Annotated in this window: 25 protein-coding genes and 1 pseudogene; 11 read left to right on the top strand and 15 right to left on the bottom strand. The window is 66.5% G+C overall.

All coding sequences use genetic code 11. From position 1 onward, the window contains the following. Positions 1–5 precede the first annotated feature (5 nt). Positions 6–650: a hypothetical protein gene (locus A5658_RS19515; protein WP_067339169.1), complete on the top strand. Its 645-nt coding sequence runs from the start codon at positions 6–8 to the stop codon at positions 648–650. Between the two features lie 278 nt (positions 651–928). Next, positions 929–1831, top strand: a complete 903-nt coding sequence (locus A5658_RS19510) for a crotonase/enoyl-CoA hydratase family protein (protein ID WP_067339047.1) — start codon at positions 929–931, stop codon at positions 1829–1831. A 31-nt stretch (positions 1832–1862) separates the two neighbouring features. Here the strand turns inward: A5658_RS19510 and A5658_RS19505 are convergent, their stop codons facing one another. The 4 genes from A5658_RS19505 to A5658_RS19490 form a co-directional block, all read right to left on the bottom strand. Beyond that, the gene (locus A5658_RS19505; protein WP_369830551.1) at positions 1863–3149 is read right to left on the bottom strand and encodes a class I SAM-dependent methyltransferase; all 1287 of its coding nucleotides are present in this window, start codon (positions 3147–3149) and stop codon (positions 1863–1865) included. Positions 3150–3154: 5 nt separating this feature from the next. Continuing rightward, positions 3155–3724 (bottom strand): fasciclin domain-containing protein, encoded by a 570-nt coding sequence (locus A5658_RS19500; RefSeq protein WP_067339043.1) that lies wholly within the window; start codon positions 3722–3724, stop codon positions 3155–3157. Between the two features lie 86 nt (positions 3725–3810). Continuing rightward, positions 3811–5517, bottom strand: a complete 1707-nt coding sequence (locus A5658_RS19495) for a cytochrome c biogenesis protein DipZ (RefSeq protein ID WP_067339167.1) — start codon at positions 5515–5517, stop codon at positions 3811–3813. Between the two features lie 106 nt (positions 5518–5623). Further along, the gene (locus A5658_RS19490; protein WP_369830550.1) at positions 5624–6145 is read right to left on the bottom strand and encodes a fasciclin domain-containing protein; all 522 of its coding nucleotides are present in this window, start codon (positions 6143–6145) and stop codon (positions 5624–5626) included. 335 nt (positions 6146–6480) lie between these two features. Between A5658_RS19490 and A5658_RS19485 the strand changes: the two genes are divergently transcribed. Genes A5658_RS19485 through A5658_RS19465 form a run of 5 tightly spaced genes read left to right on the top strand, consistent with a single transcriptional unit; the run spans position 6481 to position 11277 of the window. Beyond that, on the top strand, positions 6481–7752 hold the full coding sequence (locus tag A5658_RS19485) for a class I SAM-dependent methyltransferase (protein ID WP_067339165.1): 1272 nt from the start codon (positions 6481–6483) through the stop codon (positions 7750–7752). After that, positions 7722–8537, top strand: a complete 816-nt coding sequence (locus tag A5658_RS19480; protein WP_369830549.1) for a DUF1295 domain-containing protein — start codon at positions 7722–7724, stop codon at positions 8535–8537. Before A5658_RS19485 ends, A5658_RS19480 begins: the two co-directional genes overlap by 31 nt. 35 nt (positions 8538–8572) lie before the next feature. Continuing rightward, a complete protein-coding gene (locus A5658_RS19475; RefSeq protein ID WP_067339161.1) occupies positions 8573–9133 on the top strand; it encodes a sigma-70 family RNA polymerase sigma factor in 561 nt (186 codons plus the stop codon). Further along, positions 9130–9819 (top strand): anti-sigma factor, encoded by a 690-nt coding sequence (locus A5658_RS19470; protein WP_067339039.1) that lies wholly within the window; start codon positions 9130–9132, stop codon positions 9817–9819. Before A5658_RS19475 ends, A5658_RS19470 begins: the two co-directional genes overlap by 4 nt. 30 nt (positions 9820–9849) lie before the next feature. Next, positions 9850–11277: an NAD(P)-binding protein gene (locus A5658_RS19465; RefSeq protein WP_067339037.1), complete on the top strand. Its 1428-nt coding sequence runs from the start codon at positions 9850–9852 to the stop codon at positions 11275–11277. Here A5658_RS19465 and A5658_RS19460 read toward each other — a convergent pair. The 4 genes from A5658_RS19460 to A5658_RS19445 are packed head-to-tail and all read right to left on the bottom strand — an operon-like array spanning position 11242 to position 14563. Next, positions 11242–12084, bottom strand: a complete 843-nt coding sequence (locus A5658_RS19460; protein WP_067339034.1) for a hypothetical protein — start codon at positions 12082–12084, stop codon at positions 11242–11244. The genes A5658_RS19465 and A5658_RS19460 overlap by 36 nt on opposite strands. Further along, positions 12084–13619, bottom strand: a complete 1536-nt coding sequence (locus tag A5658_RS19455; protein WP_067339032.1) for an aldehyde dehydrogenase family protein — start codon at positions 13617–13619, stop codon at positions 12084–12086. Before A5658_RS19455 ends, A5658_RS19460 begins: the two co-directional genes overlap by 1 nt. 48 nt (positions 13620–13667) lie before the next feature. Beyond that, entirely contained in the window at positions 13668–14186 is a 519-nt protein-coding gene (locus A5658_RS19450; protein ID WP_067339030.1) for a mycothiol transferase, read from the bottom strand. A gap of 11 nt (positions 14187–14197) precedes the next feature. Continuing rightward, complete coding sequence (locus A5658_RS19445; protein ID WP_067339028.1) at positions 14198–14563, bottom strand: VOC family protein; 366 nt, start codon at positions 14561–14563, stop codon at positions 14198–14200. A gap of 46 nt (positions 14564–14609) precedes the next feature. Here A5658_RS19445 and A5658_RS19440 point away from each other — a divergent pair, with 46 nt between their 5' ends. After that, complete coding sequence (locus tag A5658_RS19440; protein ID WP_067339026.1) at positions 14610–16343, top strand: amidohydrolase family protein; 1734 nt, start codon at positions 14610–14612, stop codon at positions 16341–16343. 70 nt (positions 16344–16413) lie between these two features. Here A5658_RS19440 and A5658_RS19435 read toward each other — a convergent pair whose 3' ends face one another. The 4 genes from A5658_RS19435 to A5658_RS19420 form a co-directional block, all read right to left on the bottom strand. Next, positions 16414–17277 carry a DUF559 domain-containing protein gene (locus tag A5658_RS19435; protein ID WP_067339024.1) on the bottom strand — a complete coding sequence of 288 codons (864 nt, stop codon included), beginning with the start codon at positions 17275–17277 and terminating at the stop codon, positions 16414–16416. Between the two features lie 130 nt (positions 17278–17407). Continuing rightward, positions 17408–17770, bottom strand: coding sequence for a heme-binding protein (locus tag A5658_RS19430; RefSeq protein WP_231997379.1), 363 nt, complete (start codon positions 17768–17770; stop codon positions 17408–17410). A 122-nt stretch (positions 17771–17892) separates the two neighbouring features. After that, entirely contained in the window at positions 17893–19518 is a 1626-nt protein-coding gene (groL, locus tag A5658_RS19425; RefSeq protein ID WP_067339020.1) for a chaperonin GroEL, read from the bottom strand. Positions 19519–19696: 178 nt separating this feature from the next. Further along, positions 19697–20272, bottom strand: a complete 576-nt coding sequence (locus tag A5658_RS19420; RefSeq protein WP_067339018.1) for a TetR/AcrR family transcriptional regulator — start codon at positions 20270–20272, stop codon at positions 19697–19699. Between the two features lie 104 nt (positions 20273–20376). Between A5658_RS19420 and A5658_RS19415 the strand changes: the two genes are divergently transcribed. After that, entirely contained in the window at positions 20377–21288 is a 912-nt protein-coding gene (locus A5658_RS19415) for an SDR family NAD(P)-dependent oxidoreductase (RefSeq protein WP_067339016.1), read from the top strand. On the opposite strand, the gene A5658_RS19410 is transcribed toward A5658_RS19415, so the two are convergent. Together A5658_RS19410 and A5658_RS19405 are read right to left on the bottom strand one after the other, a co-directional pair. Next, positions 21285–21986 carry a M24 family metallopeptidase gene (locus A5658_RS19410; RefSeq protein WP_082993303.1) on the bottom strand — a complete coding sequence of 234 codons (702 nt, stop codon included), beginning with the start codon at positions 21984–21986 and terminating at the stop codon, positions 21285–21287. The two genes, A5658_RS19415 and A5658_RS19410, sit on opposite strands and share 4 nt — an antisense overlap. Before the next feature lie 34 nt (positions 21987–22020). After that, entirely contained in the window at positions 22021–22500 is a 480-nt protein-coding gene (locus A5658_RS19405) for a VOC family protein (protein WP_067339014.1), read from the bottom strand. A gap of 126 nt (positions 22501–22626) precedes the next feature. On the opposite strand from A5658_RS19405, the gene A5658_RS19400 reads away from it, so the two are divergent. Beyond that, positions 22627–24315: a DEAD/DEAH box helicase gene (locus tag A5658_RS19400; protein ID WP_067339012.1), complete on the top strand. Its 1689-nt coding sequence runs from the start codon at positions 22627–22629 to the stop codon at positions 24313–24315. 13 nt (positions 24316–24328) lie between these two features. Here A5658_RS19400 and A5658_RS19395 read toward each other — a convergent pair whose 3' ends face one another. Next, positions 24329–25732 (bottom strand): PH domain-containing protein, encoded by a 1404-nt coding sequence (locus A5658_RS19395; protein ID WP_067339010.1) that lies wholly within the window; start codon positions 25730–25732, stop codon positions 24329–24331. A 68-nt stretch (positions 25733–25800) separates the two neighbouring features. Here A5658_RS19395 and A5658_RS28225 point away from each other — a divergent pair. Beyond that, a pseudogene (locus A5658_RS28225) lies at positions 25801–25975 on the top strand (hypothetical protein); the annotation flags it as partial.

Raw genomic sequence — 25975 nt, 5'->3', positions numbered from 1 at the left:
GTGCAATGCGCGTGCCGTACATGCTGTGTGCGACGGTCGCGGCCGTGACCTTGCTTGCGGTGCCGGGTTGCTCGAAGGTCGTCACCGGTAGCGCGGCCCGGGATCCGCATGTGCCGCCGCACAAACCCACTGACTGCGAACAGGTTTCGGCACCGCTGACGCCCATCGACCCGCGCGCCACGGGCGAGCCACAGCTGAAGATTCCGCAGCCGCCCGGCTGGGAACGCACGTCGATGCTCGACTCCGAGGTCATCCGGTTCACGATGCGCAACAAGGGCCTGGTGGCCGACAACTTCATGCCCACCGCCGTCGTGACGCTCGAATCCATCCCCGGCGGCGATGCCGACACCAAGGCGATCTTCGACCAGGAGCGGGCCGCGTTGGTCGACCGCTTAGGTGCCACGGGGCTACAGATTTCCGAGACAACCCGCTGCGGGAACGACGCCGAGCTGGTCGACTACGACGCCCCGACCATGGGCCGGATTCCCCCGCGCAAGATCAAGACCCTGATGGTGGCCGGCCCGTTCAACGGCACCACCTACGTCGCTACCGTGACGGTTCAGTCCACCGATCCCGACAACGCCGTGTATACGCGCGACAGCGGGACCGTCCTCACCGGGTTTCAAATGCTGCCGCCCGACGGCGGCTAGCTCGTCACGGTCCGAACAAAGATCGCCAATGTGCTTTGATGTGGGTAACCTGAGGTGTACCTTAGATAAAGCTAAGAAACGCGCTGGGAAGGGGTCGAGATGCACCTGCTCTTCTTCAGCATCATTGCGGTGGTCGCCCCACTCTTCGGCACAGGGCTGTTCAAGCTGCAAGCGAACCTCGAACGGTGGGATCAGCAGCGCCACGCCGAAGACTGACGCCGCACATCGTCTCCGGACGCCACTTCCCAGCCGAAGCGCAACAATGTCAGCATTCAGGCATGCCGACCACTGATTTCGAGACACTGCTGTACTCCGCGACGGGGTCCGTCGCGACCATTACCCTGAACCGTCCCGACCAGCTCAACACCATCGTGCCGCCGATGCCCGACGAGATCGAGACTGCCGTGGGCCTGGCCGAGCGTGATCCGGCGGTGAAGGTGATCGTGCTGCGGGGAGCCGGCCGGGCGTTCTCGGGCGGCTACAACTTCGGGGACGGCTTCCAGCAGTGGGGCGAGGCGATGAACACCGATGGCCGCTGGGACCCGGGCAAGGATTTCGCCATGGTCACCTCCCGCGAGACCGGCCCGACGCAGAAGTTCATGGCGATCTGGCGGGCCTCGAAGCCGGTGATCGCGCAGGTTCATGGCTGGTGCGTCGGTGGCGCGAGCGACTACGCGCTCTGCGCAGACATCGTCATCGCCAGCGAGGATGCGGTGATCGGCACGCCGTACAGCCGGATGTGGGGCGCCTACCTGACCGGGATGTGGCTGTATCGGCTCAGCCTGGCCAAGGTGAAGTGGCATTCGCTGACCGGCCGGCCGCTGACCGGTGTACAGGCCGCCGAGGTCGAGTTGATCAACGAAGCTGTCCCGTTCGAGCGACTCGAGGCACGAGTGGCCGAAATCGCGACCGAGCTGTCACGAATCCCGTTGTCGCAGTTGCAAGCTCAAAAGCTGATCGTCAATCAGGCCTACGAGAACATGGGGCTGTCGTCGACTCAGACGCTGGGCGGCATCCTCGACGGCCTGATGCGCAATACCCCGGAGGCGCTTGGCTTCATACAGACCGCCGCGAACGAGGGCGTTCGCGCCGCCGTCGAGGGGCGCGACGGGCCGTTCGGTGACTACAGCCAGGCGCCGCCGGAGTTGCGGCCCGACCCGTCGCACGTCATCACGCCATAGACCGGATCGGCGCACGAGCGTCTGGTCGCAGTCAGCGCCATGCGTCACCGCCCGTGGCTGCGGCGGGGCGGCTCAGCAGGATCTGGTCGACGCCCACCCGGCGGTGCGCGAAGCCCAGCCGGGCACCGGCCAAGTAGAGGCGCCAGACCCGCGCGGTCTCCGCACCGACCATCGCCACCGCACTGTCCCAATTGTTTTCGAGATTATCGATCCACGCGTCGATGGTGTGCACGTAATGCGAGCTCATCGCTTCGACCGAAATTGTCGCCAGGCCGGCGTCTTCCAGTAACCCGATCGTCTCCCCGAGTGGACGCATGTGTATGTCGGGGGCGATGAACGCTTCGATGAACGGGCCACCGCCCCGGTGGCTGCCATGTCGCGACATCTGCTGGATCAGCACTCGCCCGTGTGGCTGGACGCAGTCATGCAGGATGCCGGCGAATGTCGAATAATGCTGCTGCCCAACGTGTTCACCCATTTCAATTGCTGCCGCGGCGTCGAACGGCCCGTCGGTGAACGTGCGATAGTCCTGGACCCGAATGTCGACCCGGTCGACGAGACCCCGTTTTGCGATCGCGGCGTCGATGTGGGCCTTCTGCTCACGGGACGGAGTTATGCCCACCACCTGCGCGTCATATCGCTCGGCGGCGTGCAGGCTCAGTGAGCCCCATCCACAACCGACATCGAGGAGCCACATGTCGGGTCGTTGGTCGAGGCCGAGCTTGCGGCAGACACGGTCCAGCTTGTCGCGCTGCGCATGATTTAGCGTGGCATTCCCTTGCGCCGCATACCAATATCCGCACGAGTGGGCCATGGAGGGGCCGAGCAGCAGCCGAAAGAACTCCTGCGTCAGATCGTGGTAATGGCCGGAGAGCACCTTCTCGCGGGCTGAACCTCGCAGCCGGCCAAGCATCTTGGCCTGGGTAACGGGAGGCGGCAGCGGCGCGCCGAAAGCGCCCAGCCGCATGGCGACCACCCCGAGCCGTGCCAGCACCGCGGCGGTCGGCTCGACCAGAGTCAGCCGCTCTTCGGTGATCTGCGAAAAGACGTGGTCCAACACGGTAGCCAGATCCCCGTCCACATCGAAATCACCGCAAACATAAGCCTGTGCAGCTCCCAGCTCCCCTGGGCACCAAAGCATTCGGCGCAGGGCAGCCGCGCTGCGCAGCCATACGGCGGGCGCTCCCGCCGGCCCCTCGACGCTACCGTCCCATGCGATGAGCCGTACCGGCAGCTCGCCACCGATAAGCGGCTCGATGGCGGCTGCCAGCACGGCTGCTACGGCGGTCGTCGCGCCCGTCGACGTGTGATGGGAAATCTTCACTACGCGGGCGGCATCAGCACCGTGTCGATCATGTACACCGTCGCGTTGGCAGTGGGCACCCCGCCGCAGACCAGGCCCGCCTCGTTGACCTTGAGTCCGTCACCCATACCGGTCACGGTCACCGGTGCTCCCTGCACCGTGTTGTGCGAGCCCTCGACCTGCGCCGGGCTCAGCTGTCCCGAGACCACGTGGTAGGTGAGGATGCTCTTCAGTTTGTCCGAATTCGTTTTCAGGTCATCGAGTGTCGCGGCCGGCAGCTTGCTGAACGCCGCATCGGTGGGCGCAAAAACCGTGTACTGACCGTTGTTCAGCGTCTCGACGAGGTTCACCTGCGGATTGAGCTTGCCCGACAGTGCGGCGGTGAGCGTGGTGAGGTCGGGGTTGTTCGACGCCGCCACCGCAACCGGATCCTGAGACATGCCGGATACCGATGCGGGGCCGTTCGGGTGCAGCGCAGCGTAATTGGTGCAGCCGGCTCCGACGAGGTTCGGCGCGGCTACTGCGGGCGCGCAGGTGGACAGCGCGACGCCCACGGCGGCGGCCGCCGCGGCCGGCACGGCCTTGTACATTGTGATCACTCTCGGGCTCCTCAATGTGTGTTGGTGACACAGGTGCTTCGGAGCCGAACACGCAGCGGACTGGCCGCCGTGGGAAATCAACCGTAGGTGAAGGAAAAAACCTGCAACCCTTTGCTGACACCGATGTCGAGCGATCCCGGGCCCACGTCGTTGGCCGCGGCGATCTCGTGCGACGTCGGCGGCCCGCTGATCGGCAGCGTCGTCGTCTTTCCGGCACGGGTCACGCTGAGACTGCCGGCTCCGCCGACGACGATGTAAACGTTCTTCGCGTGGTAGTTCAGTCGGATGCTCGAGCCGTCACCGTCGGCGGTCGCTCCCTGGTAGTCCAGCGCCCACGGCCCTTGCAGCGCAAAGGTGTCCGCTGGGAGTGTCGGTGGGTACGCAAAGGTCGCGCGTCCCTGGTCGTAGGTGCCGACACCGGCATAGTTGGACATCTTGCCGACCCCGAAATACGTCTCGGGGGTCAGATCCGCCGTCGGCGTGGTGTCGGGCGCCTCCACCGGCGGAGGCAAAGAAATTCCAGGCTGAGCCGTGGTGAGTAGCCGACGGATCAGCTTCTCGGTGCCGTCGTAGTCGCCTTCACCGAACTTCACATGGCGCACAACGCCGTTGGCGTCGATGAGATATTCGGCCGGCCAGTAACGATTTCGGTAGTTCGTCCAGGTCGAGTAGTTGTTGTCCTGGGCGATCGGGTAGGTGATGCCCAAGTCGGCTGCGCCCTTTTTCACGTTCTCGGTGACCTTTTCGAACGCGTACTCCGGTGTGTGCACGCCGATCACGTCGAAGCCGGCATCGTGATAAGCCTTGTACCAGCCCTCGACGTGCGGTATGGCGCGCTGGCAGTTGATGCACGAGTACGCCCAGAAGTCGATCAGCACCACCTTTCCGCGCAGCGCGTGTAGGTCAACCGGCTGGTTTCCAGGTGTGCCCAGCCACGCGACGATGCCTTGGAGGTCGGGTGCCTGCCCGCAGTTCTGCAGTTGCTCAGATAGCTTTGCGCAGTTCGACAACTCTTTGTTCTGGTCGTTGACAATGCCGCCGAGCTGCTGTTGCACCTCCTTGTCGTGGGCCAGTTTGTCCTGCAGCGACCCGGTGTAATCGGGAATCGCACGCTGCAATGTGGCGGGCACATTGAACACCAGCGCCACCGCCAGCAGGATCGTCACCACCCCCGCAGCGAGCCGGATCACCCGTTGCCGGCGTCGAAAAGCACTGATTCGATTAGTGATTCGCTCACCGGCCACCGCGAAGAACAACAGCGGTATCGCGGTGCCCACCGCGAACGTCAGGGTGAGCACGATAATCGGCAGGCCGATCTGGGCGGTGGCTCCGGCCACCACGATGGCCGCGAGTACCGGGCCGGCGCACGGGACGTACAGCACCCCTAAGGCCAGCCCAAGACCGAACCCATTGGCGTGGCGCATGATTCGCTTCTGCGGAATTCGGGCAAACGGCTTTTCGAGCAGCTCTTCGACACCCGGGAAGATCAGACCAAGCCCGATCGCGAGCAGCGCGACCAGCGCGACCCAGCGAATGGCGTCCTGCGGCAGATGCAGCAACGACAGCACCGCCGAGCCGACCAAAGTGACCAGGCTGAAGCTCAGCACCAGGCCGGCGATCACCCGATAAGGCCGCGACACATCGCGTTTGGTATCGACGGCCACCGACCCGCCGCCGGCATTCGTGGTGCCGGAGAAGAAGATCACCGGTAGTACCGGGAGAATGCACGGCGAGATGCCGGTGATGAGGCCTCCGATGAGACCGATCAAAGCGAGTGACACCATGATCATTATTCGCCACCGTCGCGCTTTCGGATTGGTCCGGTGCCCGCGATGAGCGATAGGGCAGCCCGGAAACGGACTGCCCTATCTAGGCGACGTGCTGCGATCGTTACGGGCTGGGGGGCACCAGCACGGTGTCGATCATGTATACCGTCGCGTTGGCAGTGTGCACCCCTCCGCACACCAGACCGGCATCGTTGACCTTGAGACCGTTGCCTTGACCGGTCACGCTCACCTCGGCGCCCTGCAGCGTCTTGTGCATGCCATCGACCTTGGCCGGGCTCGACTGTCCTTGCACCACATGGAAAGTCAAGATGCTCTTCAACTTGTCAGCGTTGGTCTTCAGTTCGTCGATCGTGCTCGCGGGCAATTTGGCGAACGCATCGTTGGTCGGCGCGAACACGGTGTACTGACCGTTGTTCAGCGTGTCGACGAGATTCACCTGCGGATTGAGCTTGCCCGATAGTGCCTCCGTCAGGGTCGACAACATCGGATTGTTCGACGCCGCCGTCGCGACGGGGTCCTGCGCCATCCCGGCCACCGACGCGGGCCCGTTGGGGTGCGACGCAGCGTAGTCCGCGCAACCGGGTCCAATCAGGTCACCGGACGGAGCCGCTACCTCGCCGGTCATGGCCGGTGCCGCCGAACTGCTGGTCGGCTGCGCGCTGCTGTGTTGTCCAGAGTCCGACTTGTTGCTCGAACACCCCGAAATCCCCAGCGCCGCCAGGGCCGCGAGGCTGACCGCGAGTGTCTTGCTGTGACCGTTGTTCATTCCGCATAACTCCTTTGTCAGGGCCTACCGCACGGCATTCGAAGCAATGGCCGACACGGATGGGTCGCGACACGTCGATCGAAGGGTTGCGCCGTCATCCGTGGGGCGCTCCGCTCCGAATACGTGATGTGCACGAGCCATGCCATCTGTCGGTCGTCGATGACGTCACAAAGATCACCTTCGAGCGCCCTGCGTTGACTGCAGACCGCCCCCGCCGGCCGCCGGCCACAGACCCCGCGACGTGGCCGGAGATCTTCACGGCGCCTTCCGGGGCCGTCGCCGCCGCGTTGGCGGTCGTCGCCGATTGGCTGCTCCGCCGCGCGGTTGCTGCCCTGCCGATCAGGCTGGTGTATCCAGACGGAGCCGTGATCGGTGCCGGTGGCGAGAGTGCACCGACCCTGCTGGTGAACGCACCGGACCGGCTGGCGCGCCGGATGGGGCGCCATGGGCTGATCGGCTTCGGCGAGTCCTTCATGGCCGGCGAATGGGAGTCGCCTGATCTCGCCGGGGTGCTGAGCGTCCTGGCTCCGGCGCTCGATGACATGGTCCCTAGTGGACTGCGCTGGCTGAGGCCGGTCACGCTTGCGGCGCAACCACATACGCCTCGTCTGAGCCGCGCCCAAGTGCTACGAAACGTCGCGGCACATTTCGACGATCTGTCCAGCGACCTGTTCGTCGAGTTCCTCGACGAGACAATGACATACTCGGGCGCACTGTTCGACCGGTTGCCGGTGTCGTGGGCCGACCTGGCCGAGGCGCAGCGACGAAAGATCGATCGACTGCTCGATGCCGCCGGGGTGGGCCCCGGGACGCGCCTGCTGGAGCTCGGCACCGGCTGGGGCGAGCTGTGCATCCGCGCGGCGGCGCGCGGCGCCGACGTCCACTCCGTCACCCCCTCGGAGCGCCAGACGTGGCTGGCCCGCCAACGGGTTTTCGCCGCAGGCCAATCCGCGCGGGTGCGCGTCGAAATGTGCGATTATCGCGAGATCGACGGAAGCTATGACGCCGTGATTTCGGTGGAGATGATCGAGGCCGTGGGGCATCGCTTGTGGCCGGATTTCCTGCACACGATCGGCCGTCTGGTCAGGCCGGGCGGCAAGGTGGCGATCCAGGCCGTCGTGAGCCCGCATGCACGGATGCTGGCCACCCGCGACAGCCAGACGTGGTTGCAGAAGTACGTCTTTCCCGGCGGCACGATTCCGTCGGCTAACGCCTTACTCGCTATCGCCCAGCGCCAGACCAACTTACGGCCGATCGACACGCTGTCGCTGCGCGAGCACTACGCCGAAACCCTGAGGCTGTGGCGGGAACGATTTATGCAGCGTCGAAAGACGTTGGCGCACATCGGCTTCGACGAGGTGTTCGCGAAAATGTGGGAGCTGTATCTGGCCGACCGTGAGGCCGGCTTCCGATCGGGCAACCTCAACGTCTACCAGTGGACGTTCGTCAACCCGGCCACGCCGTGATCGCCGACTTCGTCGGGTTGTCCGCGGCATCCGCAGTCGCGCTGCTGGTCTTGCACACGATCACGTTCAGCATCGGCCATCGGATCGGCCGCTACAACGTCGTCGACGTCGCCTGGGGGCTGGGCTTCATCGTGGTCGCTGCCGTCGCGGCAGTCCTCGGCGACGGCGATCCGGCGCGCCGGTGGTTGCTGCTGGCACTGGTCGCGATCTGGGCGCTGCGGCTCAGCGGCTACATCTACCGCCGATCGCTGGGACACGGCGAAGACCCGCGGTACGCCGACATGCTGCGCGGCGCCGGCGTCGGCCAGGTGGTGGTCAAGGTGTTCGTGGTGCAGGCCTTCGCCACCTGGTTCATCTCGCTGCCGCTGCAACTCTCGGCGGTCAGCGGCCCGACCCCACGGACCTGGCTGGCCGCCACCGTCGTCGGCGCGCTGGTGTGGTTGACGGGTCTGCTCTTCGAAGCGATCGGCGACCGTCAGCTGCGGGCGTTCAAGTCCGACCCCGCGCATCGGGGCCTGCTGATGGATCGCGGGTTGTGGGCGTGGACCCGCCACCCCAATTACTTCGGTAACGCCTGCGTCTGGTGGGGGTTGTGGTTGATCACGCTGGCCGGCTGGTGGTCGCTGGCCACCGTGTTCTCGCCCGCGCTGATGACCTATTTCCTGGTCCAGGTCACCGGAGCGCGGCTGACCGAGAAATACATGCGGGGCCGGTCCGGCTTCGGCGAATACCAGCAACGGACATCGTTTTTCGTCCCGCGGCCACCCCGATCGCGCCGAACATGACGACCGTTGTTGCCGAGCCGTTAGGCTACCGATCGATGACCGCACCGAGGCACGGCGCCGACCTGGACTCATTGCTGCGCCAGGTGGCGCGCCGCGATGCCGGGGCATTCGCCCGGTTCTACGACCTCACCCGATCCCGGGCCTACGGGCTGGTCACCCGTGTGCTGCGCGACCCCGGCTACAGCGAGGAAACCACCCAAGAGGTGTACCTCGAAGTGTGGCGGACCGCGGACGCATATGACCCCACCCGGGGATCGGCGCTGTCCTGGCTGCTGACCATGGCGCACCGGCGGGCCGTCGACCGGGTGCGCGCCGAGCAGTCCGCGGGTCAGCGCGAATCGCGGTACGGCGCCGCGACGGTCGAGCGACCCGGCGATCTGGTCGCCGACTCCGCGATCGCCGCCGACGAACACCGCCGAGTGACGGCATGCCTGGACTCGCTGACCGACCTGCAACGGCAGTGCATCGAATTGGCGTATTACGGCGGATTGACCTACACCGAAGTCTCACAACGGTTGTCGGCCAACCTGTCGACGATCAAATCACGGATGCGGGACGCCCTTCGCGGACTTCGCGGCTGCCTGGAGGCGTCATGACCGGGCCCGCTGAATTCGACCTGCTCGAACTGGCCACGCCCTATGCGCTGCACGCCGTCTCCGAGGACGAACGCATCGCCATCGACCGACAACTCGCGGCGGCACCCGGCCCGGTCGCGAGAGCCTTCGGCGACGAGGTGCGCGCCGTGCGCGAAGCGATGGCCATGGTGTCGGCCACGACAGCCGTCGAACCGCCCGATCGCCTGCGCGCCGCGGTGCTGGCCGGCATCCACCACGACAAGTCACCGCGTTGGCGCACTGCGATATTGGCTGCCGCCGCCGCGATCGTGGTGGCGTTGGCGGCCTTCGGCGCGGGGATCGCGCTGCGTCCAGCGCACACACCGACGATGGCCGAGCAGATCATGTCGGCGCCCGACATGCGAACGGTCTCGACCCCGATGGCCGGCGGGACTGCGACGGTCGTGTTCTCGCGGGACATGAATGGCGCTGTGCTGCTGATGAATAACGTGCCGCCGCCGTCGCCGGGCACCGTCTACCAGATGTGGCTGGTCGGCGACAAGGGCCCGCAGTCGGCGGGCACGATGAACGCCGCGGCCATCACACCCTCAACCACGCATACCTTCACCACCCTGCAGAACTCCAGCGTGCTCGCCTTCACCGTCGAACCCGGCGAGGGGTCACCGCAACCGACCGGGAAGATCTTCGCGAAACTGCCCCTGACGTGATTGCGTACGCCAACAAGGGGAGGACTTGGCGTGACAACGATTGACACCGACTACCTGGTCGTCGGGGCCGGGGCAATGGGGATGGCGTTCACCGACACGCTGGTGGCCGAGACCGACGCGAGCGTGGTGATCGTCGACCGCGGGCATTCGCCGGGCGGTCACTGGAACAATGCGTATCCGTTCGTCCGTCTGCATCAGCCGTCCGCCTACTACGGCGTCAACTCCCGCGCATTGGGCAGCGACACGATCGACCAACTCGGCTGGAACGAAGGACTTTACGAACTGGCCACCGTCGGCGAGATCTGCGCCTACTTCGAAAAGGTGATGCACCAGGACCTGCTGCCCAGCGGGCAGGTGTCCTATTTTCCGATGGCCGAGTATCTCGGCGACGGCCGGTTTCGCTCGCTGGCCGGCGGCGACCACACGGTCAACGCGCGCCGCCGAATCGTCGATGCCACCTACCTGCAGACCACCGTGCCCTCGATGCGGCCACCGGCCTACTCCGTCGCCGACGGCGTCGACTGCGTGCCGCCCAACGACATGCCGGCCAACGCGGTCGGGCGTGAGCGCTTCGTCATCGTCGGCGCCGGCAAGACGGGTATCGACGCGTGCCTGTGGTTGCTGCGCAACGGTATTCCGCCGCAGCGGCTGACCTGGATCATGCCCCGCGATTCGTGGCTGATGGATCGCGCCAACATTCAGCCCGGCCCACTGTTCCTGGACCGATTCCAGACCGGGTTCGCGCAGCGACTGGTCGCGATCGAGGCCGCTACCGATGTGAGCGACCTGTTCAACCGCCTGGAGGAGTGCGGCAATCTGCTCCGCCTGGATCCGGCGGTGCGGCCGACGATGTATCGCTGTGCGAACGTGACGAAGACCGAACTCGAGCAGTTGCGCCGGATCGATAACGTGGTGCGGATGGGTCGCGTGCAGAGCATCGAACCGGGCAAGGTGGTGCTGGATGACGGCGAGGTCCGCATCGACGACCCAGCGCTGTACGTCGACTGCAGCGCCGATGGCCTGGAAAAGCGGCCGGCGGTAACGGTTTTCGACGGCAAGCGGATCACCCTGCAGAGCATTCGCGGTTGCCAGCAGGTGTTCAGCTCCGGGATGATCGCCCACGTCGAAGCCCGCTACGCCGATGACGAGACTCGAAACCGGCTGTGCCGCCCGGTGCCTCACCCCAACACCGACGTCGACTGGCTCACCACCACGCTCGCCGAGCAGCGCAACCAGATCACCTGGTTCGAGGATCCGGAGCTGATGAATTGGCTGTGCGGGGCGCGACTGGACCTGATGCGGCACATGTATGCCCCGCTGATCGATCAGTCGGACAAAGTGCGCAACAAGGTCTTCAGCCTGATCATCAAGGGCCTGCGCTCGGCCAACGAGAAGCTGGAAGCCCTACTGAATCAACACCTTTCAGCCCCTGCGCAGGCTGCCCAGGCCAGCCACTAGCACACCGAGCAGCACCAGCGCGCCGCCTGCGGCCAAGGTGAAGTCGAGCCAGTCGTGCAGGCTGCTCTCGGCCTGGCCCACCATCACATCGGCGACCCCGCGGATGCCGCCGGTGGTGTTGTTCAGCGTGTCGTTGAGTGGATAGCGAGAGAGTTCGATTGCGATCCAGCCCGCGGCGCCGACCACCAGCCCGGCGACCCCCAGAGCTGCCAGCCCGCGGCCGCGGCTCCGCACGGCGACCAGCGTCAGCAGCGCGAAGAACCCGGTCAACGCCACCACCCCGATGCTGGCCCACAGACCCCAGGTCGCCAGCGGCCGTAACTCGCCGGGCCGCAACACCTTTGGTGTCGACACCGTCACTGGGACCCGGACCGTATCGGGCACCTTGGCGTTATTGTTCGCCAGCAGCGTGTCGAAGGCGGAGTCCTTGAGCATGGCGGACAGATCGACCACCCACTCGTTGCCCTCGGCCTGGGTGTGGGCACCGGTGAACATCCAGTCGTGCGCCAAACGGTTGGCATCGGCGAACTGCGCCGGGAAGTCAGGCCCGGCGGTGTAGCCGGCCGCGACGCCATGGACTTGCGCCGAGTCGACGTGGCCATTGTGCTCGTTGATCAGAACGGTTGCCCTGGTGGCCAGTTCGGCCGCAACGGCGGACTGTAGCGCCTTGTCGCCCGCCGCCTTGCGTGCCATCGCCGTGTACCCGTTGACGTCGACGATGTGGGTTTGAGTCCATACCACCGGCACCGCAACGGCCAAGGTGGCCGTGGTGCATAGCCACAGCAGCGCCGCCAGCGCGAAGCGCACTACTTGGCGACGCGCCGCGGGCGCGACAGCGCCAGCCTGGTCATCATTTTGTTCATCCGCTTCATCGCCTTCAGCGAATTGTTGTAATAGGTCTGGCCCGCACCGATATTCGTGCGCGGCGTGACGACGGTCTCGACCCGACAGAACTTGCGCAGCCCTTCGGCGCCACCAAACCGCGCCCCGATGCCCGAGGTCTTCCAGCCACCCATCGGCGCCGTCGTGCACATCAGGTTGCTGATCACGTCGTTGATGTTGACAGCACCGCAATCAAGCTGCAGCGCAACCTCTTTGGCACGGTCGACGTCCTTGGAGAACACCGATGCGCTCAACCCGTATTCGCTGTCGTTGGCCAGTCGGATCGCTTCGGACACCGAGCCGACCTTCATGATCGGCAGCGTCGGGCCGAAGGTCTCCTCGGTCATGCAGGTCATCGAGTGGTCGACGTCGACGAGCACCGTCGGCGGGTAGAAGCTGCCGGAGGTGGTGGTGCGCTGGCCGCCCGTCAGGGCACGCGCGCCGGCCGCCAACGCCTCGCGGACGTGGCGCTCGGTGACCGCCAATTGCTGCTCGTCGATCAGGGCGCCGACGGTGTTCCCTTCACCGGCCCCCATCTGCAGCGACTGCACGTCGCGGACCACGGCCTTGACGAACTGGTCGTAAACCGCGTCCATGGCGTAGACGCGCTCCACTGAGACGCAGGTCTGGCCGGCGTTGAACATCGCGCCCCAGACCGCTGCGTGCGCGGCGAGGTCGACGTCGGCGTCGTCGAGCACGATCATCGGGTCCTTGCCGCCGAGTTCGAGGCTGACCGGCGTCAGCCGCCGGGCGGCTCGCTCCATCACCTTGCTTCCGGTGGCGCACGAGCCGGTGAACTGCACATAATCCGAGTTGTCGATGACGGCCTCGGACACCGCGCGGGCACCCTGGACCACCGCGAACACGTCGGGTGCGCCGGATTCCAGCCAGCCGCGCCGCAGCACCTCGGCGGTCAGCGGGGTGCGCTCGGACGGCTTGAGCAGCACTGCGCAGCCCGCGGCCAAGGCGCCGATGCCGTCCATCAAGGCGTTGGCGACCGGGTAGTTCCACGGCGCGATGATGCCCACCACGGGCCGCGGCCGGTAGTGCACGGTGACCTTCTTGATCGCCATGAATGGCAGTGCGGCCGGGCGCTTTTCTGGTGCCAGCGCCTTTGCGGCCGATTTGATGTAGTACGACATGATCATGATCAGCATCGGCACCTCTTGTGCCGCGTCGACGGCCGATTTGCCGGTTTCTTTGATCAGCAGTTCTTCGATCTCACCGCGGTGGTCAGCCAGCCAGATCGCGTAACGGGCCATCGCCTTGGCGCGGCCGTCGGGTCCACGCTGTTCCCACTCGCGCTGAGCGGTGCGCAGCCCGGCAGCGATGCCCGGCACGTCGGCGGCGTCGGTCCACTGCACCTGCCCGGCAACGGCGCCGGTCGCGGGGTTGTGGATGGTGCCGGTGCCGGTGAAGTCAGATTCAGTCGCGGGGGTAGCGGGTGTGATCGTGGTCATACCCGCCATCGTAGACGCCTGCCGCCACTGGTCGACAGGTGTCAAGTTTTAGTCCGGGCTGGGCGCGAGCGGCCGAAGATAAGCCGCCTGGCCGAGATGCTGGGCGCAGTCGTCGATGATGCTGACGATCCGGGCGCTGGCGGTCACCGGCGGGTCCCAGTTGCGGTCGACGATGCGCGCGAGGTCCGCGGCGGTGACACCATCGACGAACGTCAGCGTCATGTCGTGCAGCGCGTGGTAGTAGCCGGCCAGCAACTCGACCGGCGCACGCACCTTGGCCACCTCGGCTGGGCCGTGGCCGTAGCCGGAGTCGTTGCGCGGCAGGTCGAGACCGAACCGGTCCACCCATCCGCCAGCCGTCCACACCTGCTCGACTCCGGCGATCGGGGCGAGTTGCAGATCCTGGACCCGCGCGCTGTGCCAGATCAGCCAGGCGATGCTGTTGGCAGTCGTCGCCGGCCGGTAGATGGCCTGTTCTTCTGTCAGACCGTCGGTCACTTCGTCGACGTGCTCGATCAGACGAGTGAACGAGTCGCGCAACAACTCTCGAACGGCGTCATCAGACATACTCGCCGACCCTACGCGTGGCAGACGGCTTCGACGTTGTTGCCGTCGGGGTCGCGGACGAACGCGGCGAAATAGCCCTCGCCGTATTCCGGCCACAGTTTGGGCGCGTGCAGCGACTCGGCTCCCACCTCGAGGGCGGCCTGATGAAACGCGTTGACCGCGTCATGGTCGGCCGCGGTGAACGCGAAATGCGTCTCGCGGTTGGGCCCCATGCCCGCGCCCTCGGCGATCCAAAAGTCCGGGCTGCCTGCCGGCCCGTAGCCGACGGCCTCACCGAAATCGAGTTGTCGCGAATACCCCAGCACGCCCAGCACCCGGTCGTAGAACTCCTGCGCCTTGGCGTAGTCCTGACAGTTGATTCCGAAGTGATCGATCATGATCCGATCCTGGCATCTACCACCGACACGGTCGTAGATTCTTTAGATGACCTACGACCTGATCATTCGCAACGGCACCATCGTGGACGGGCTGGGCGGCGAGCCTTTTGTCGGTGACGTCGCCGTGCGCGACGGTGTCATTGTGGCCGTTCGGCCACAGACAGACCCCGTCAACGGCGCGGATGCCGCACGCGAGATCGACGCCGCTGGGCTGCTGGTCACGCCCGGCTTCGTCGACCTGCATACGCACTACGACGGGCAGTCGATCTGGTCGGAGCGATTGACGCCGTCCTCCGCGCACGGGGTGACCACCGTGGTGATGGGCAACTGCGGCGTGGGCTTCGCGCCCTGCCGGCAGGAGGACCACGACGTGCTGGTCGACGTGATGGCCGGGGTCGAAGACATTCCCGGCGTGGTGATGACCGACGGCCTGCCCTGGAACTGGGAGACCTTCCCGCAGTACATGGATGCCCTCGATGCCGGTAAGCGCGACATTGATGTAGCGGCCTACCTGCCGCACTCCCCGCTGCGGGTCTACGTGATGGGCGAGCGCGGCGCCAACCGCGAGCCGGCCACCGCCGAGGACCTCGCGATGATGCGGAAGCTGGCCAAGGAGGCGATCGAGGTCGGCGCGCTGGGCTTCGCCACGTCGCGCTTCACCATCCACAAGACCGAAAGCGGTTCGCCGATACCGAGTTACGAAGCGGCGCGCGAGGAGATCGAAGAGATCGCCCGCGGTGTCGTCGACGGCGGCGGCGGCCTGCTGCAGTTCGTGCCGGACATCCCCGCCGGCGGCTACCAGTCGGTGCTGCAGACGGTGTTCGAGGTGGCCGAGGACGTCGGGCTGCCGGTCACCTTCACGCTCGTCGTCGCCAATGCCGGTGACCCGACCTGGCCGGACGCCATCAACATGATCGAAAAATCCAACGCTGCCGGCGGTGACGTCACCGCACAGCTGCTGCCGCGGCCGATCGGCTTGGTGATGGGGCTGGAGCTTTCGGCGAACCCGTTCGTGCTCTACCCCTCCTACCAGGAGATCGCTGGGCTGCCGCTGGCCGAGCGGGTCGCCGAGATGCGCAAGCCCGAGGTCCGGGACCGCATCCTGGCCGACAAGCCCGGCGTGGGACACCCGATCCTCATCGTGACCCAGATGTGGGACTGGATCTTCCCGCTTGGCGACAACCCCGACTACGAGCCGGACCCGTCGACCAGCATCGGCGCGCGGGCCCGGGCGCGGGGAGTGCATCCGATGGAAGAGGCCTACGACCGGTTGCTCGACGACGACGGCCACGCCATGCTGCTGGTCGCCACCAGCAACCTGGAGAACAGTTCACTCGACACCGTCGGCGAGTTGCTGCACCGCGACGACGTGGTGCTCGGATTGGGTGACGGCGGCGCCCACTACGGAATGATCTGCGACGCAAGCTATTCGACGTATTTCCTGGCGCACTGGGCCCGCGACCGCAAGTCCGGCCGCTTCGAGGTGCCCGAAGCCGTGCGCCGACTGACCTCGGTGCCGGCCCGGGTCGCCGGGCTCGCCGACCGCGGCCGGATCGCCGTCGGATACAAGGCCGACCTCAACGTCATCGACCACTCGGCGCTGCGGATCCACAAGCCGGTGATCACCCACGACCTGCCCGCCGGCGGGCGGCGGCTCGACCAGACCGCCGACGGCTACGTGGCCACGATCGTCAGCGGTGAGATCATCGCCGAGAACGGTGTGCCGACCGACGCGCGTCCCGGCAAGCTGGTCCGCGGCCGCCAGCCGGTGCCCGCCTGATCCCGTGCCGACTGTGCAGGTTGTGCACGCGAATATGGAATATCTACGCCTATAACCCGCACGCTCGGCGCTAGACGGCACAGCCCGCCGCCCTGAGCTTTCTGCGCACGCGTTCGATGATTACCTCTGGTCTGGACAGCATCTCGGCACTGATCCTGATGACAGACCATCCCATCGACTCAAGCATCGCGATGCGGTCGATGTCCCATGATCGCTGGTATCGGTCGGACCAGTGCTGCACGCCGTCGTACTCGACAGCCACCCGCCATTCGCGCCAGCCCATGTCGACCCTGATCCGCGCGACGCCGAACTCGTCGGTGAACTCGATTTGGGTCTCGGGCGCCGGCAAACCCGCATCGACTAGCAGTAACCGCACCCGAGTCTCCTGCGGAGACTCTGCCCCGCCGTCAACCAACGCCAACGCCGACTGCAGCCGTCGAATACCCCGAGCGCCTGGGTTGGCAACGGCCAGGGCGACGACGTCGTCGACCTTGAAATTGGTCGCGTTGGCGAGTGCATCCAGGATGATGATCGAGCGGTTCGCCGACACTGATCGTCCGATATCGAATGCAGTCCGCTCAGGGGTGGTTATCCGAATCCCGTTGCGGATGCTGGTTTCTCGGGTGTCCAAGGTGTATGAACGGACCACGATCCCAGTTGGGGCGTGCCGGTTGGGACGGCATAACTCTGCAGGTTCCCCGGCGTCTAGCCACCTGGTGCCCAGCACCGCCGCCGCGGAAAGCCCGGTCAGGATGGCGTCGCCCCCTGACCAAAGCCAAGCCGCGCGAGCCCGGGTGAGTGCTGTCAGCGTCGATCGCTTCGATACGTAGACGTTTCGGTAGACGCGCCGGTAATCGCGCTGCAGCTGCCAGGACGAGAGCTCGCCTCGCGGGACGGCATGGCGTCCGAGAATTGGCCACTCGTCCTCGCTCATGGCCGAGATCTTCGATCAGGGCAGGCCGAAGCCGCGCGCGACTATGCACCGGGGCATTCGAGTGTGCAGCTTTTGTTCGTGAAAACCGCGTGACGGCGTGCAGAACCTGCACACTCGTGGCGGATGGGCGTCAGTTGGTCGATAGCGCGTCGAACAGCGCCGCCAACTGATCCGGCGACACCGAGGCGTTGCACCGGCCGCGCAGGTCGAGCAGCGGCTGGGCGATGCCCTTCAGCTCCAGCGCCTCGCCCGGGTGGCCGAGGAAATACCCCCGCACCGACGACTTGGCCTCGGCGGGCGGTTGGTTGACCGCAGCGGTCAGCACGTTGTTGGCGTCCGGGTGGCCGTCGAGGTACCCGCTCGCCGCGTTCAACACCCCGCTGGAGGTCGCAGCCAGCCCGCTCGCCGAGCACGGATCAGGTGCCGCACCCGCGGTTGGCGCGACGAGGACGCCGAGAATGCAGGCGGGGATTACTCCGAGGATTGTTCGCATCGATTTACGCATTGTCTAGCCCCTTCATCCCCAACCGTTTGAAACCTCAGTAGACCAGTTACCCAGAAATACGAAAAACCCGGCCCCACATGGGGACCGGGCCTTCCGTTGACTGACGCGGACTAGAAGTCCATACCACCCATGCCACCGGTCGGGTCGCCGACGGGAGCGGCGGCCTTCTCCGGCTTGTCGGCCACGACGGCCTCGGTGGTCAGGAACAGCGCCGCGATGGACGCCGCGTTCTGCAGCGCCGAACGGGTCACCTTGACCGGGTCGGCAACGCCGGCCTTGAGCAGGTCCTCGTACTCACCGGTGGCGGCGTTGAGGCCGACGCCCGGCTTGGAGTTGGTGACCTTCTCCGCGACGACGCCGGGCTCGAGCCCACCGTTGAACGCGATCTGCTTCAGCGGAGCCGACAGTGCCACGCGCACGATGTTCGCGCCCGTCGCCTCGTCACCGCTCAGCTTCAGGTCGTCCAGCGCAGGAGCCGACTGCAGCAAGGCCACGCCACCACCGGCCACGATGCCCTCTTCGACGGCTGCCTTGGCGTTACGCACGGCGTCCTCGATGCGGTGCTTGCGCTCCTTGAGCTCCACCTCAGTGGCGGCACCGGCCTTGATCACCGCAACACCACCGGCCAGCTTGGCCAGGCGCTCCTGCAGCTTCTCGCGGTCGTAGTCGGAGTCGCTGTTCTCGATCTCGGCGCGGATCTGAGCAACCCGGCCGGCGATGGCGTCGGAGTCACCGGCGCCCTCGACGATGGTGGTCTCGTCCTTGTTGATGACCACCTTGCGGGCCTGGCCCAGCAGCGAGATGTCCGCGGTCTCCAGCGACAGGCCGACCTCTTCGCTGATGACCTGGCCACCGGTCAGGATCGCGATGTCCTGCAGCATGGCCTTGCGGCGGTCACCGAAGCCCGGCGCCTTGACGGCGACCGACTTGAAGGTGCCGCGGATCTTGTTGACGACCAGGGTCGACAGGGCCTCGCCCTCGACGTCCTCGGCGATGATCAGCAGCGGCTTGCCCGACTGGATGACCTTCTCGAGCAGCGGCAGAAGGTCCTTGACCGTCGAGACCTTCGACGACACCAACAGGATGTAGGGGTCCTCGAGGACCGCTTCCTGACGCTCGGCGTCGGTGACGAAGTACCCCGAGATGTAGCCCTTGTCGAAGCGCATACCCTCGGTGAGCTCCAGCTGCAGGCCGAAGGTGTTGGACTCCTCGACGGTGATGACGCCCTCGTTGCCGACCTTGTCCATCGCCTCGGCGATCAGCTCGCCGATCTGGGTGTCACCGGCCGAGATTGCTGCGGTGGCCGAGATCTGCTCCTTGGTCTCGACCTCTTTGGCCGACTTCAGCAGGGTCTCGGTGACCTTCTCGACGGCCTTCTCGATGCCGCGCTTGAGGCCCAGCGGGTTGGCGCCGGCCGCGACGTTACGCAGGCCTTCCTTGACGAGCGCCTGTGCAAGCACGGTCGCCGTGGTGGTGCCGTCACCGGCGACGTCGTCGGTCTTCTTGGCGACTTCCTTGACCAGCTCGGCGCCGATCTTCTCGTAGGGGTCCTCCAGCTCGATCTCCTTGGCGATGGACACACCATCGTTGGTGATCGTGGGGGCGCCCCACTTCTTCTCCAGGACGACGTTGCGGCCCTTGGGACCCAACGTCACCTTTACCGCGTCGGCGAGGCTGTTCAGGCCCCGCTCGAGGCCGCGACGGGCCTCTTCGTCGTACGCAATTGTCTTGGCCATTGCGAAGTGATTCCTCCGATAGGGGATGACGAGTCTGTGGCCGGGTGCAGTGCCCGCGACGGACGGCTTGGGTGTCTCCGCTGGCGCGGCCCTTGCCTCACCGTCCCGACCTAGCACTCGCCGGTCGCGAGTGCCAGTGTCATTTTTAGCACTCGCCTATATCGAGTGCAAGAAGAGGTCACCCCTTGTCGCGGGGCGTTCGTAGACCATCGATGACCACATCGGTGACCCGTTCGGCCCGCTCCTGGTCGTAGCCCTGCATTGCCTGGCAACCCACCAGCAGTGCCTTGACCTCAGGAACGTCGACATCGGCCCGCACAGTCCCGGCCCGCTGCGCGGCCCGCAGAAGCTCGCCGAGCAGGTCACGGAAGCCTTGCTCGGCGTCGGGAGCGGCGGAGTTGATGTCGATACCCATTCCAGCGAGCGCGTCGACCAGACCCTGGTCGGTGGCGCCGAAGTCCAGAACCATCGACCGCAGGAAGGTGAACAGCGCCTCTCCCGGGCCGGGGTCGCCGAGCAGCGCGTGACCCCCGGCGATGATGTGCCGGAGCCGGCTGTCGACCACCGCCATGAACAGGTCTTCTTTGGTCGGGAAATGCCGGTAGACGGTGCCGGCGCCCACGCCGGCCCGACGGGCGATCTCGTCGATCGGCACCGACAGGCCTTCGGCCGCGAAGGTCTCGTAGGCGGTTTCCAGCACCCGGGCCCGATTGCGGGCCGCGTCAGCACGCAGCGGCTTAGCGGGTACGGACATTGCTCACCACCTAGCGGGTTGACAAAACGGGGCGTACGTTCCGTATAGTCGAGGGATCAACCGGGGCGCACGCCCCGTTTACCTTACAGCTTAAGGAGCTTTTCATGGCGAAGTGGACGACCGCCGACATCCCCGACCAGACCGGCCGCGTCGCCGTCATCACCGGATCCAACACCGGCCTCGGCTTTGAGACCGCCGCGGCGCTGGCCGACAAGGGCGCGCACGTCGTGCTCGCGGTGCGCAACCTCGACAAGGGCAAGGACGCCGAGCTCCTGATCAAGCGGCGCTCCCCCAACGCAGACCTGGCCCTGCAGGAGCTCGACCTCACCTCGCTGGAGTCCGTGCGCGCCGCCGCTGAGCAATTACGTGCCGACCACGACCGCATCGACCTGCTGATCAACAACGCCGGCGTGATGTACACCCCGAAGGGGAAAACCAAGGACGGCTTCGAGTTGCAGTTCGGCACAAACCATCTCGGCCACTTCGCCTTCACCGGCCTGCTGCTCGACCGGATGCTCCCGGTGGCCGGCTCGCGGGTCGTGACGGTCAGCAGCATCGGCCACCGCATCCTGGCTGACATTCACTTTGACGATCTGCAGTGGGAGCGCAGCTACAACCGAGTGCGCGCCTACGGGCAGGCCAAGCTGGCCAACCTGCTCTTCACCTACGAGCTTCAGCGCCGGCTCGCCGCGCATGGCAGCACGATCGCGGCGGCGGCCCATCCTGGCGGTTCGAATACCGAGCTGGGTCGCTACATGACCGGGCCGCTGCGGCCCGCCGTCGAACTGTTCTTCTCGCGACTGTCGCAGGAAGCCGCAATGGGCGCGTTGCCGACCCTGCGTGCCGCCACCGACCCGTCCGTGCTCGGCGGCCAGTACTACGGCCCCGACGGATTCGGTCAGACGCAGGGCTACCCGAAGGTCGTCGGCTCCAGCAAGAAGTCGCACGACGCCGATCGGCAGCGCCGGCTATGGGCGGTGTCGGAAGAGCTGACCGGAGTCACGTACCCCGTCTAAGCCAGATCGAGCAGCTGCTCGTAGAACCCGCCGAACCGGTGCTGCGGATCGATCAGATGGATTTCCAGAATCCAGTGGCACCGCCGGCCGCTGGGGTCGTGCCGCCGCATCGGTTTGGTGGATCCGGGCATGACGTACCACTCGGTGTCCGTCCCGGGAATCTTCTTGTGCGGAAACTCCCCGACGAGATGGCCGGCGATGTGGCTGCCCCACCCGAAGCCTTCTCGACGAGCGATTTCGACTGTGGCGTCGAATAACTCGGCGCCGGTGACGTCGGGATGGCTGTCGAAGTAGTCGCGCCCGGCCTGCCACACCTTCGGCAGCGCGTCGCGCAGAGCGAGCTTGTCCGGGTCGTCGCCGAGGACAAAGGTCCGGCCGAAGTCGGCTTCCCACTCCTCGAAGATCGGGCCGAGGTCGAGGAACACGATGTCGTCATCGGCGACGACCCGGTCCGGTGGCCGTTCCTTGAACGGCTGCAACGTGTTCTCGCCGGCGCGCACGATCCGCCGGTGCCAATGCCGGGTGACGCCGAGCAGTTCCGCGGCCAACTGGTTGATCTCGTCGGACAGCTCCTTCTCGCCCACGCTCGGACGGATCAGGCCGCGGCGCTCGATCTCGTCGAACAGCTGCGCCGCCTTGTCCTGCGCATCGAGTAACCGTTCCGTGCGGGCGTTTTCGTCGACGATCGGCTCGGTCACCACACCGATGCTACGGACGGGAGCAGACTAGGCGTCAGCCCCACTGCGCGAAGTACGGCCGTCCCGGCTTGCTCTTCTCGACGAGGATGAACACCACGCCCCAGGGATCGACGAACCACGTCGTGCGCACGCCCGCCACATCTGCGATGCCGTCGACCAGAAAGCGGACGCCTTTGGCCTCGAGCTGGGCGCGGGTCGCGTCGAGGTCCGCACAGATCAGCCCCACATGCGACAAACCATGGTCGGTCAGGGCCGCGGAGCTTCGCTGAGCGCCGCCTTCGACGCCGAGGTATTCGATCACCTCGAGGACCCGGTCACCGTCGTCGTGGAATCCCACGATCGCCGCTTTCATCGTCGGATCGGAGACCAGCTCGCCCATGTCCTCGCGGATCGCGTCGCCGGCCATCACGTAGGGCGGCGAGAGCACCCGCATGCCCAACACGTCCCGATAGAACGCGACCGCGGCCTCGCAGTCGGGCACGCACACGCCGCTGTGGGCCAGTCCGGTGATCATCGATCTGACGATGTCAAAAGTGTGGTCGCGGCGCCAGAGGAATGCCACGACTCGCCGCCGTCGTGCCAAGATGCGTGGCCCGATGTCCTTGCCCTAGACTGCATCTCGATCAGATTGGAGTCTCGGGTGCGGGCAGTTGAAGCGCCCAGCACCCGGGCTTTGCGGGGCTGGCAGCGTCGCGCGTTGGTGCGTTATCTGACCGCCAAACCGCGCGATTATCTGCTGGTCGCCACCCCTGGCGCGGGTAAGACCGCGTTTGCCCTGCGGATCGCCGGGGAGTTGCTGGCCGACCGCAGCGTCGACGCGATCACCGTCGTGGTGCCCACAGAACACCTGAAGGTGCAGTGGGCGTCGGCGGCCGCCGTCGACGGCATCGCGCTGGACCCGAAGTTCAGCAACAGCGCGGCACACACCTCCGCGGAGTATCACGGCGTCGTGGTCACCTACGCCCAGGTGGCCAGCCATCCCAGCCGCCACCGGGTGCGGACCGAGGCCCGACGAACGCTGGTCATCTTCGACGAGATCCACCACGGCGGCGAGGCCAAGAGCTGGGGCGACGCGCTCCTGGAAGCGTTCGGCGACGCGACCCGCCGGCTGGCACTGACCGGCACGCCGTTCCGCAGCGACGACTCCCCGATCCCGTTCGTGCGGTACGAGCCGGACGCCGCGGGCGTGTTGCGGTCGCAGGCCGACCACACCTACGGCTACACCGACGCGCTCGCCGACGGCGTGGTGCGCCCGGTGGTGTTCATGGCGTACTCGGGCGAGACGCGGTGGCGCGACAGCGCCGGCGCGGAGTATGCCGCGCGACTCGGTGAGCCGGCCACCGCCGAGCACACCGCGCGGGCCTGGCGAACCGCGCTGGACCCGGCCGGCGAATGGATGCCCGCGGTCGTCACCGCGGCCGATACCCGGCTGCAACAACTGCGCGCCGGCGGCGTTCCGGACGCCGGCGGCATGGTGATCGCCTCAGACCAGAAGGCCGCCCGCGCGTATGCCGTTCTGCTGAAACGGATTACGGGCGAAGAGCCGACGGTCGTGTTGTCCGACGATCCGGGCGCCTCGAAGCGCATCGCGCAGTTCTCCGCGTCGAACACCCGCTGGCTGGTCGCGGTGCGGATGGTGTCCGAAGGCGTCGACGTGCCGCGGCTGGCGGTCGGCGTGTACGCCACCAGCGCATCCACCCCGCTGTTCTTCGCCCAGGCCATCGGCCGGTTCGTCCGGTCGCGGCGGCCCGGGGAGACCGCGAGCGTCTTCCTGCCGTCGGTGCCCTCACTGCTGCTGCTGGCCAGCGAATTGGAGGCACAGCGCAATCACGTTCTCGGTCAACCGGATCGGGAGCCCAAGGACGAGCTTGAGGAGGCGCAGCGCCGCCAGGACGAGCCGTCCGAGATCGACAACACATTCGAGTCGCTGGGCGCCGACGCCGAGCTGGACCAGGTGATTTTCGACGGCTCGTCGTTCGGTACCGCGACGCCGGCCGGCAGCGACGAAGAGGCCGACTACCTCGGCATCCCCGGACTGCTGGACGCCGGACAGATGCGAGAGCTGTTGCGCCGCCAGCAAGAAGAGCAGTTCGACCGTCGTACCCGCGACGGCGCCGCCACCGTCGAACCGGTCACCCGCCACGGCCAACTACGCGACCTGCGCCGCGAACTCAACGCGCTGGTGTCGGCCGCGCATTATCGACTTGGTAAGCCGCACGGCTGGATTCACAACGAATTGCGCCGGCTGTGCGGTGGCCCACCGGTGGCCGCGGCCACCAGCGAACAACTCGCGGCCCGCATCATCGCGGTCCGCGGGCTGACGGCCTAGCGCGCCTGACCGTCTAGCGCGTCGCCCAGATGCTGTCGGCCACCCACGGCGACGCCTCTGCCGCGATCGACCACACCAGGTCATCCGGCACGTCGATCAGCGGATAGCGCTTGACGCCCGCAGCGGTGGCCGCCACCAAAGTCGCGACCTTGGCCCGGCGCTGAAACGGCGTCTGACGCACCGTCCAGCTGATGATCCCCGCGGTCGCGAGGCAGTCGCGGCGTCGCTCGATACTCCCGGAGCGCATCACCAGCCAGCCGTCGTGAAGCCGGTGCCCCAGCGCGCCGATCCGGTCCACAGCCAGCAACGCGCACCACGCCGTCACCGCAATCCAGGCGGGCCAAACCCACACGGGCACAGCGGTTTTCCCCTCGACGACGACCAAAAGCGCCAGCCCCAGACCGATCAGCGCCGGTAAGCTCAGAGCCCGCGTCCAGCGCCGAGTCGCCGTCCGCCCGCCATGGCCACGCAACGGGCCCGAGACGACCTCGCGATCTCCGACTAACTCGGTAAGCACCGCCTCGGCGGTCGACGCCGGACATGGCGGCAGCAACACCGACGCCTCACCGGCACCGTGCACACCAGTCATCACCGCATCCAAGCGGGCGCCGCCGAAGATCCGCACAAACAGCGGTTGGCGCAGAGTCCCACCGCGCAGCCGGCTCATGTCGTAGGAGCGCTCGCGAAGGCGCAGCAGCCCGTGCCGCAGGTGCAGGACATCGCCTTGGCGCAGCAGCACCAAATTGCCCCAGGTGAGCAGCGACCGCAGTACGGCAAGCAACACCGACGCAACCAGGATCACGCCGCCGATGACCCCGATCGTGCCGGCCGTGCCCAGCTGTCGGGACTCGTCGATGAATGACTCGACGATCCGCGAATGCTGCAGAGGCCCAACGAATCCGCTCTCATAGATCACTCCGGACGCGGCGAGAAGAGACAGCAGACCGGACACACTCAACGGCGAATACCTCAGCCAGGCGGGTTGCCAGCGGGCCAACACGTCGTCCGGCTGCGCGGTCGTGACCTCGTCCGGCTCGGCCGAGTCGGCCAGCAGAATCGCCTTCAGCCGCGGCACCCGACCGACCTCGACGGCGTTGAGCTCGAAGACGCCGGACCCGCTCTCGCCCTTGGCCTCCCGTCCGGTGCTCACCCGCACGACCGCCAAGCCCATCAGACGGTGCAGCAGCCGCGCATCGCTGCTCACCGAGCGAATCCTGTTGAGCGGCAACGACAATACCTTGCGCTGCAGCAGGCCCGTCCGAAGCTGCAGCTGACTGGCATCGATGCGGTAGCTGGTGGTGACCCAGCGCGCCACACCGATCACGACCGTGTAGGCGACCACGGCCACGGTCCACGACTGGTTACCTGTTGTGGTACCCAGCACGATGGCGCCGATCAGAAACGGCAGTTCGCGCAGCTGACCGACATCGCGGCGATCGGCGCCGAGGACGCGACGTGAGCGCCGAAGACCCGGCCGTGCGCCGCATGAGCGGCGCCAGTGCTGAGGAGCGGCGCCAAGTCATCGAAACCGCTTGGCAGCGGTTGAGTCCCAGGATGTTGTTGGTCCACCCGGTACACGAGCTGCTGCGCGAACTGCCGTTTCTGATCGGCGCCATCGTGCTGGGTACCACAACAGGTAACCAGTCGTGGACCGTGGCCG

Origin of the sequence: Mycobacterium sp. 1245111.1 (assembly GCF_001673405.1) — a bacterium.
In the GTDB taxonomy this organism is placed as follows: domain Bacteria; phylum Actinomycetota; class Actinomycetes; order Mycobacteriales; family Mycobacteriaceae; genus Mycobacterium.
Note: the sequence above shows the minus strand (reverse complement) of the source record. Positions and strands in the feature narration are given on the sequence as shown.

Excerpts from the sequence above, each read along its gene's own strand:
- A5658_RS19440 (WP_067339026.1), top strand. The coding sequence starts at position 14,610 with ATGACCTACGACCTGATCATTCGCAACGGCACCATCGTGGACGGGCTG.
- A5658_RS19420 (WP_067339018.1), bottom strand. The coding sequence starts at position 20,272 with ATGTCCGTACCCGCTAAGCCGCTGCGTGCTGACGCGGCCCGCAATCGG.
- A5658_RS19475 (WP_067339161.1), top strand. The coding sequence starts at position 8,573 with ATGACCGCACCGAGGCACGGCGCCGACCTGGACTCATTGCTGCGCCAG.
- A5658_RS19435 (WP_067339024.1), bottom strand. The coding sequence starts at position 17,277 with ATGAGCGAGGACGAGTGGCCAATTCTCGGACGCCATGCCGTCCCGCGA.
- A5658_RS19495 (WP_067339167.1), bottom strand. The coding sequence starts at position 5,517 with ATGGTGTCACTCGCTTTGATCGGTCTCATCGGAGGCCTCATCACCGGC.
- A5658_RS19510 (WP_067339047.1), top strand. The coding sequence starts at position 929 with ATGCCGACCACTGATTTCGAGACACTGCTGTACTCCGCGACGGGGTCC.
- A5658_RS19500 (WP_067339043.1), bottom strand. The coding sequence starts at position 3,724 with ATGTACAAGGCCGTGCCGGCCGCGGCGGCCGCCGCCGTGGGCGTCGCG.
- A5658_RS19450 (WP_067339030.1), bottom strand. The coding sequence starts at position 14,186 with ATGTCTGATGACGCCGTTCGAGAGTTGTTGCGCGACTCGTTCACTCGT.
- A5658_RS19415 (WP_067339016.1), top strand. The coding sequence starts at position 20,377 with ATGGCGAAGTGGACGACCGCCGACATCCCCGACCAGACCGGCCGCGTC.
- groL (WP_067339020.1), bottom strand. The coding sequence starts at position 19,518 with ATGGCCAAGACAATTGCGTACGACGAAGAGGCCCGTCGCGGCCTCGAG.
- A5658_RS19455 (WP_067339032.1), bottom strand. The coding sequence starts at position 13,619 with ATGACCACGATCACACCCGCTACCCCCGCGACTGAATCTGACTTCACC.
- A5658_RS19490 (WP_369830550.1), bottom strand. The coding sequence starts at position 6,145 with ATGACCGGCGAGGTAGCGGCTCCGTCCGGTGACCTGATTGGACCCGGT.
- A5658_RS19515 (WP_067339169.1), top strand. The coding sequence starts at position 6 with ATGCGCGTGCCGTACATGCTGTGTGCGACGGTCGCGGCCGTGACCTTG.
- A5658_RS19470 (WP_067339039.1), top strand. The coding sequence starts at position 9,130 with ATGACCGGGCCCGCTGAATTCGACCTGCTCGAACTGGCCACGCCCTAT.
- A5658_RS19445 (WP_067339028.1), bottom strand. The coding sequence starts at position 14,563 with ATGATCGATCACTTCGGAATCAACTGTCAGGACTACGCCAAGGCGCAG.
- A5658_RS19405 (WP_067339014.1), bottom strand. The coding sequence starts at position 22,500 with ATGATCACCGGACTGGCCCACAGCGGCGTGTGCGTGCCCGACTGCGAG.
- A5658_RS19430 (WP_231997379.1), bottom strand. The coding sequence starts at position 17,770 with ATGCGAACAATCCTCGGAGTAATCCCCGCCTGCATTCTCGGCGTCCTC.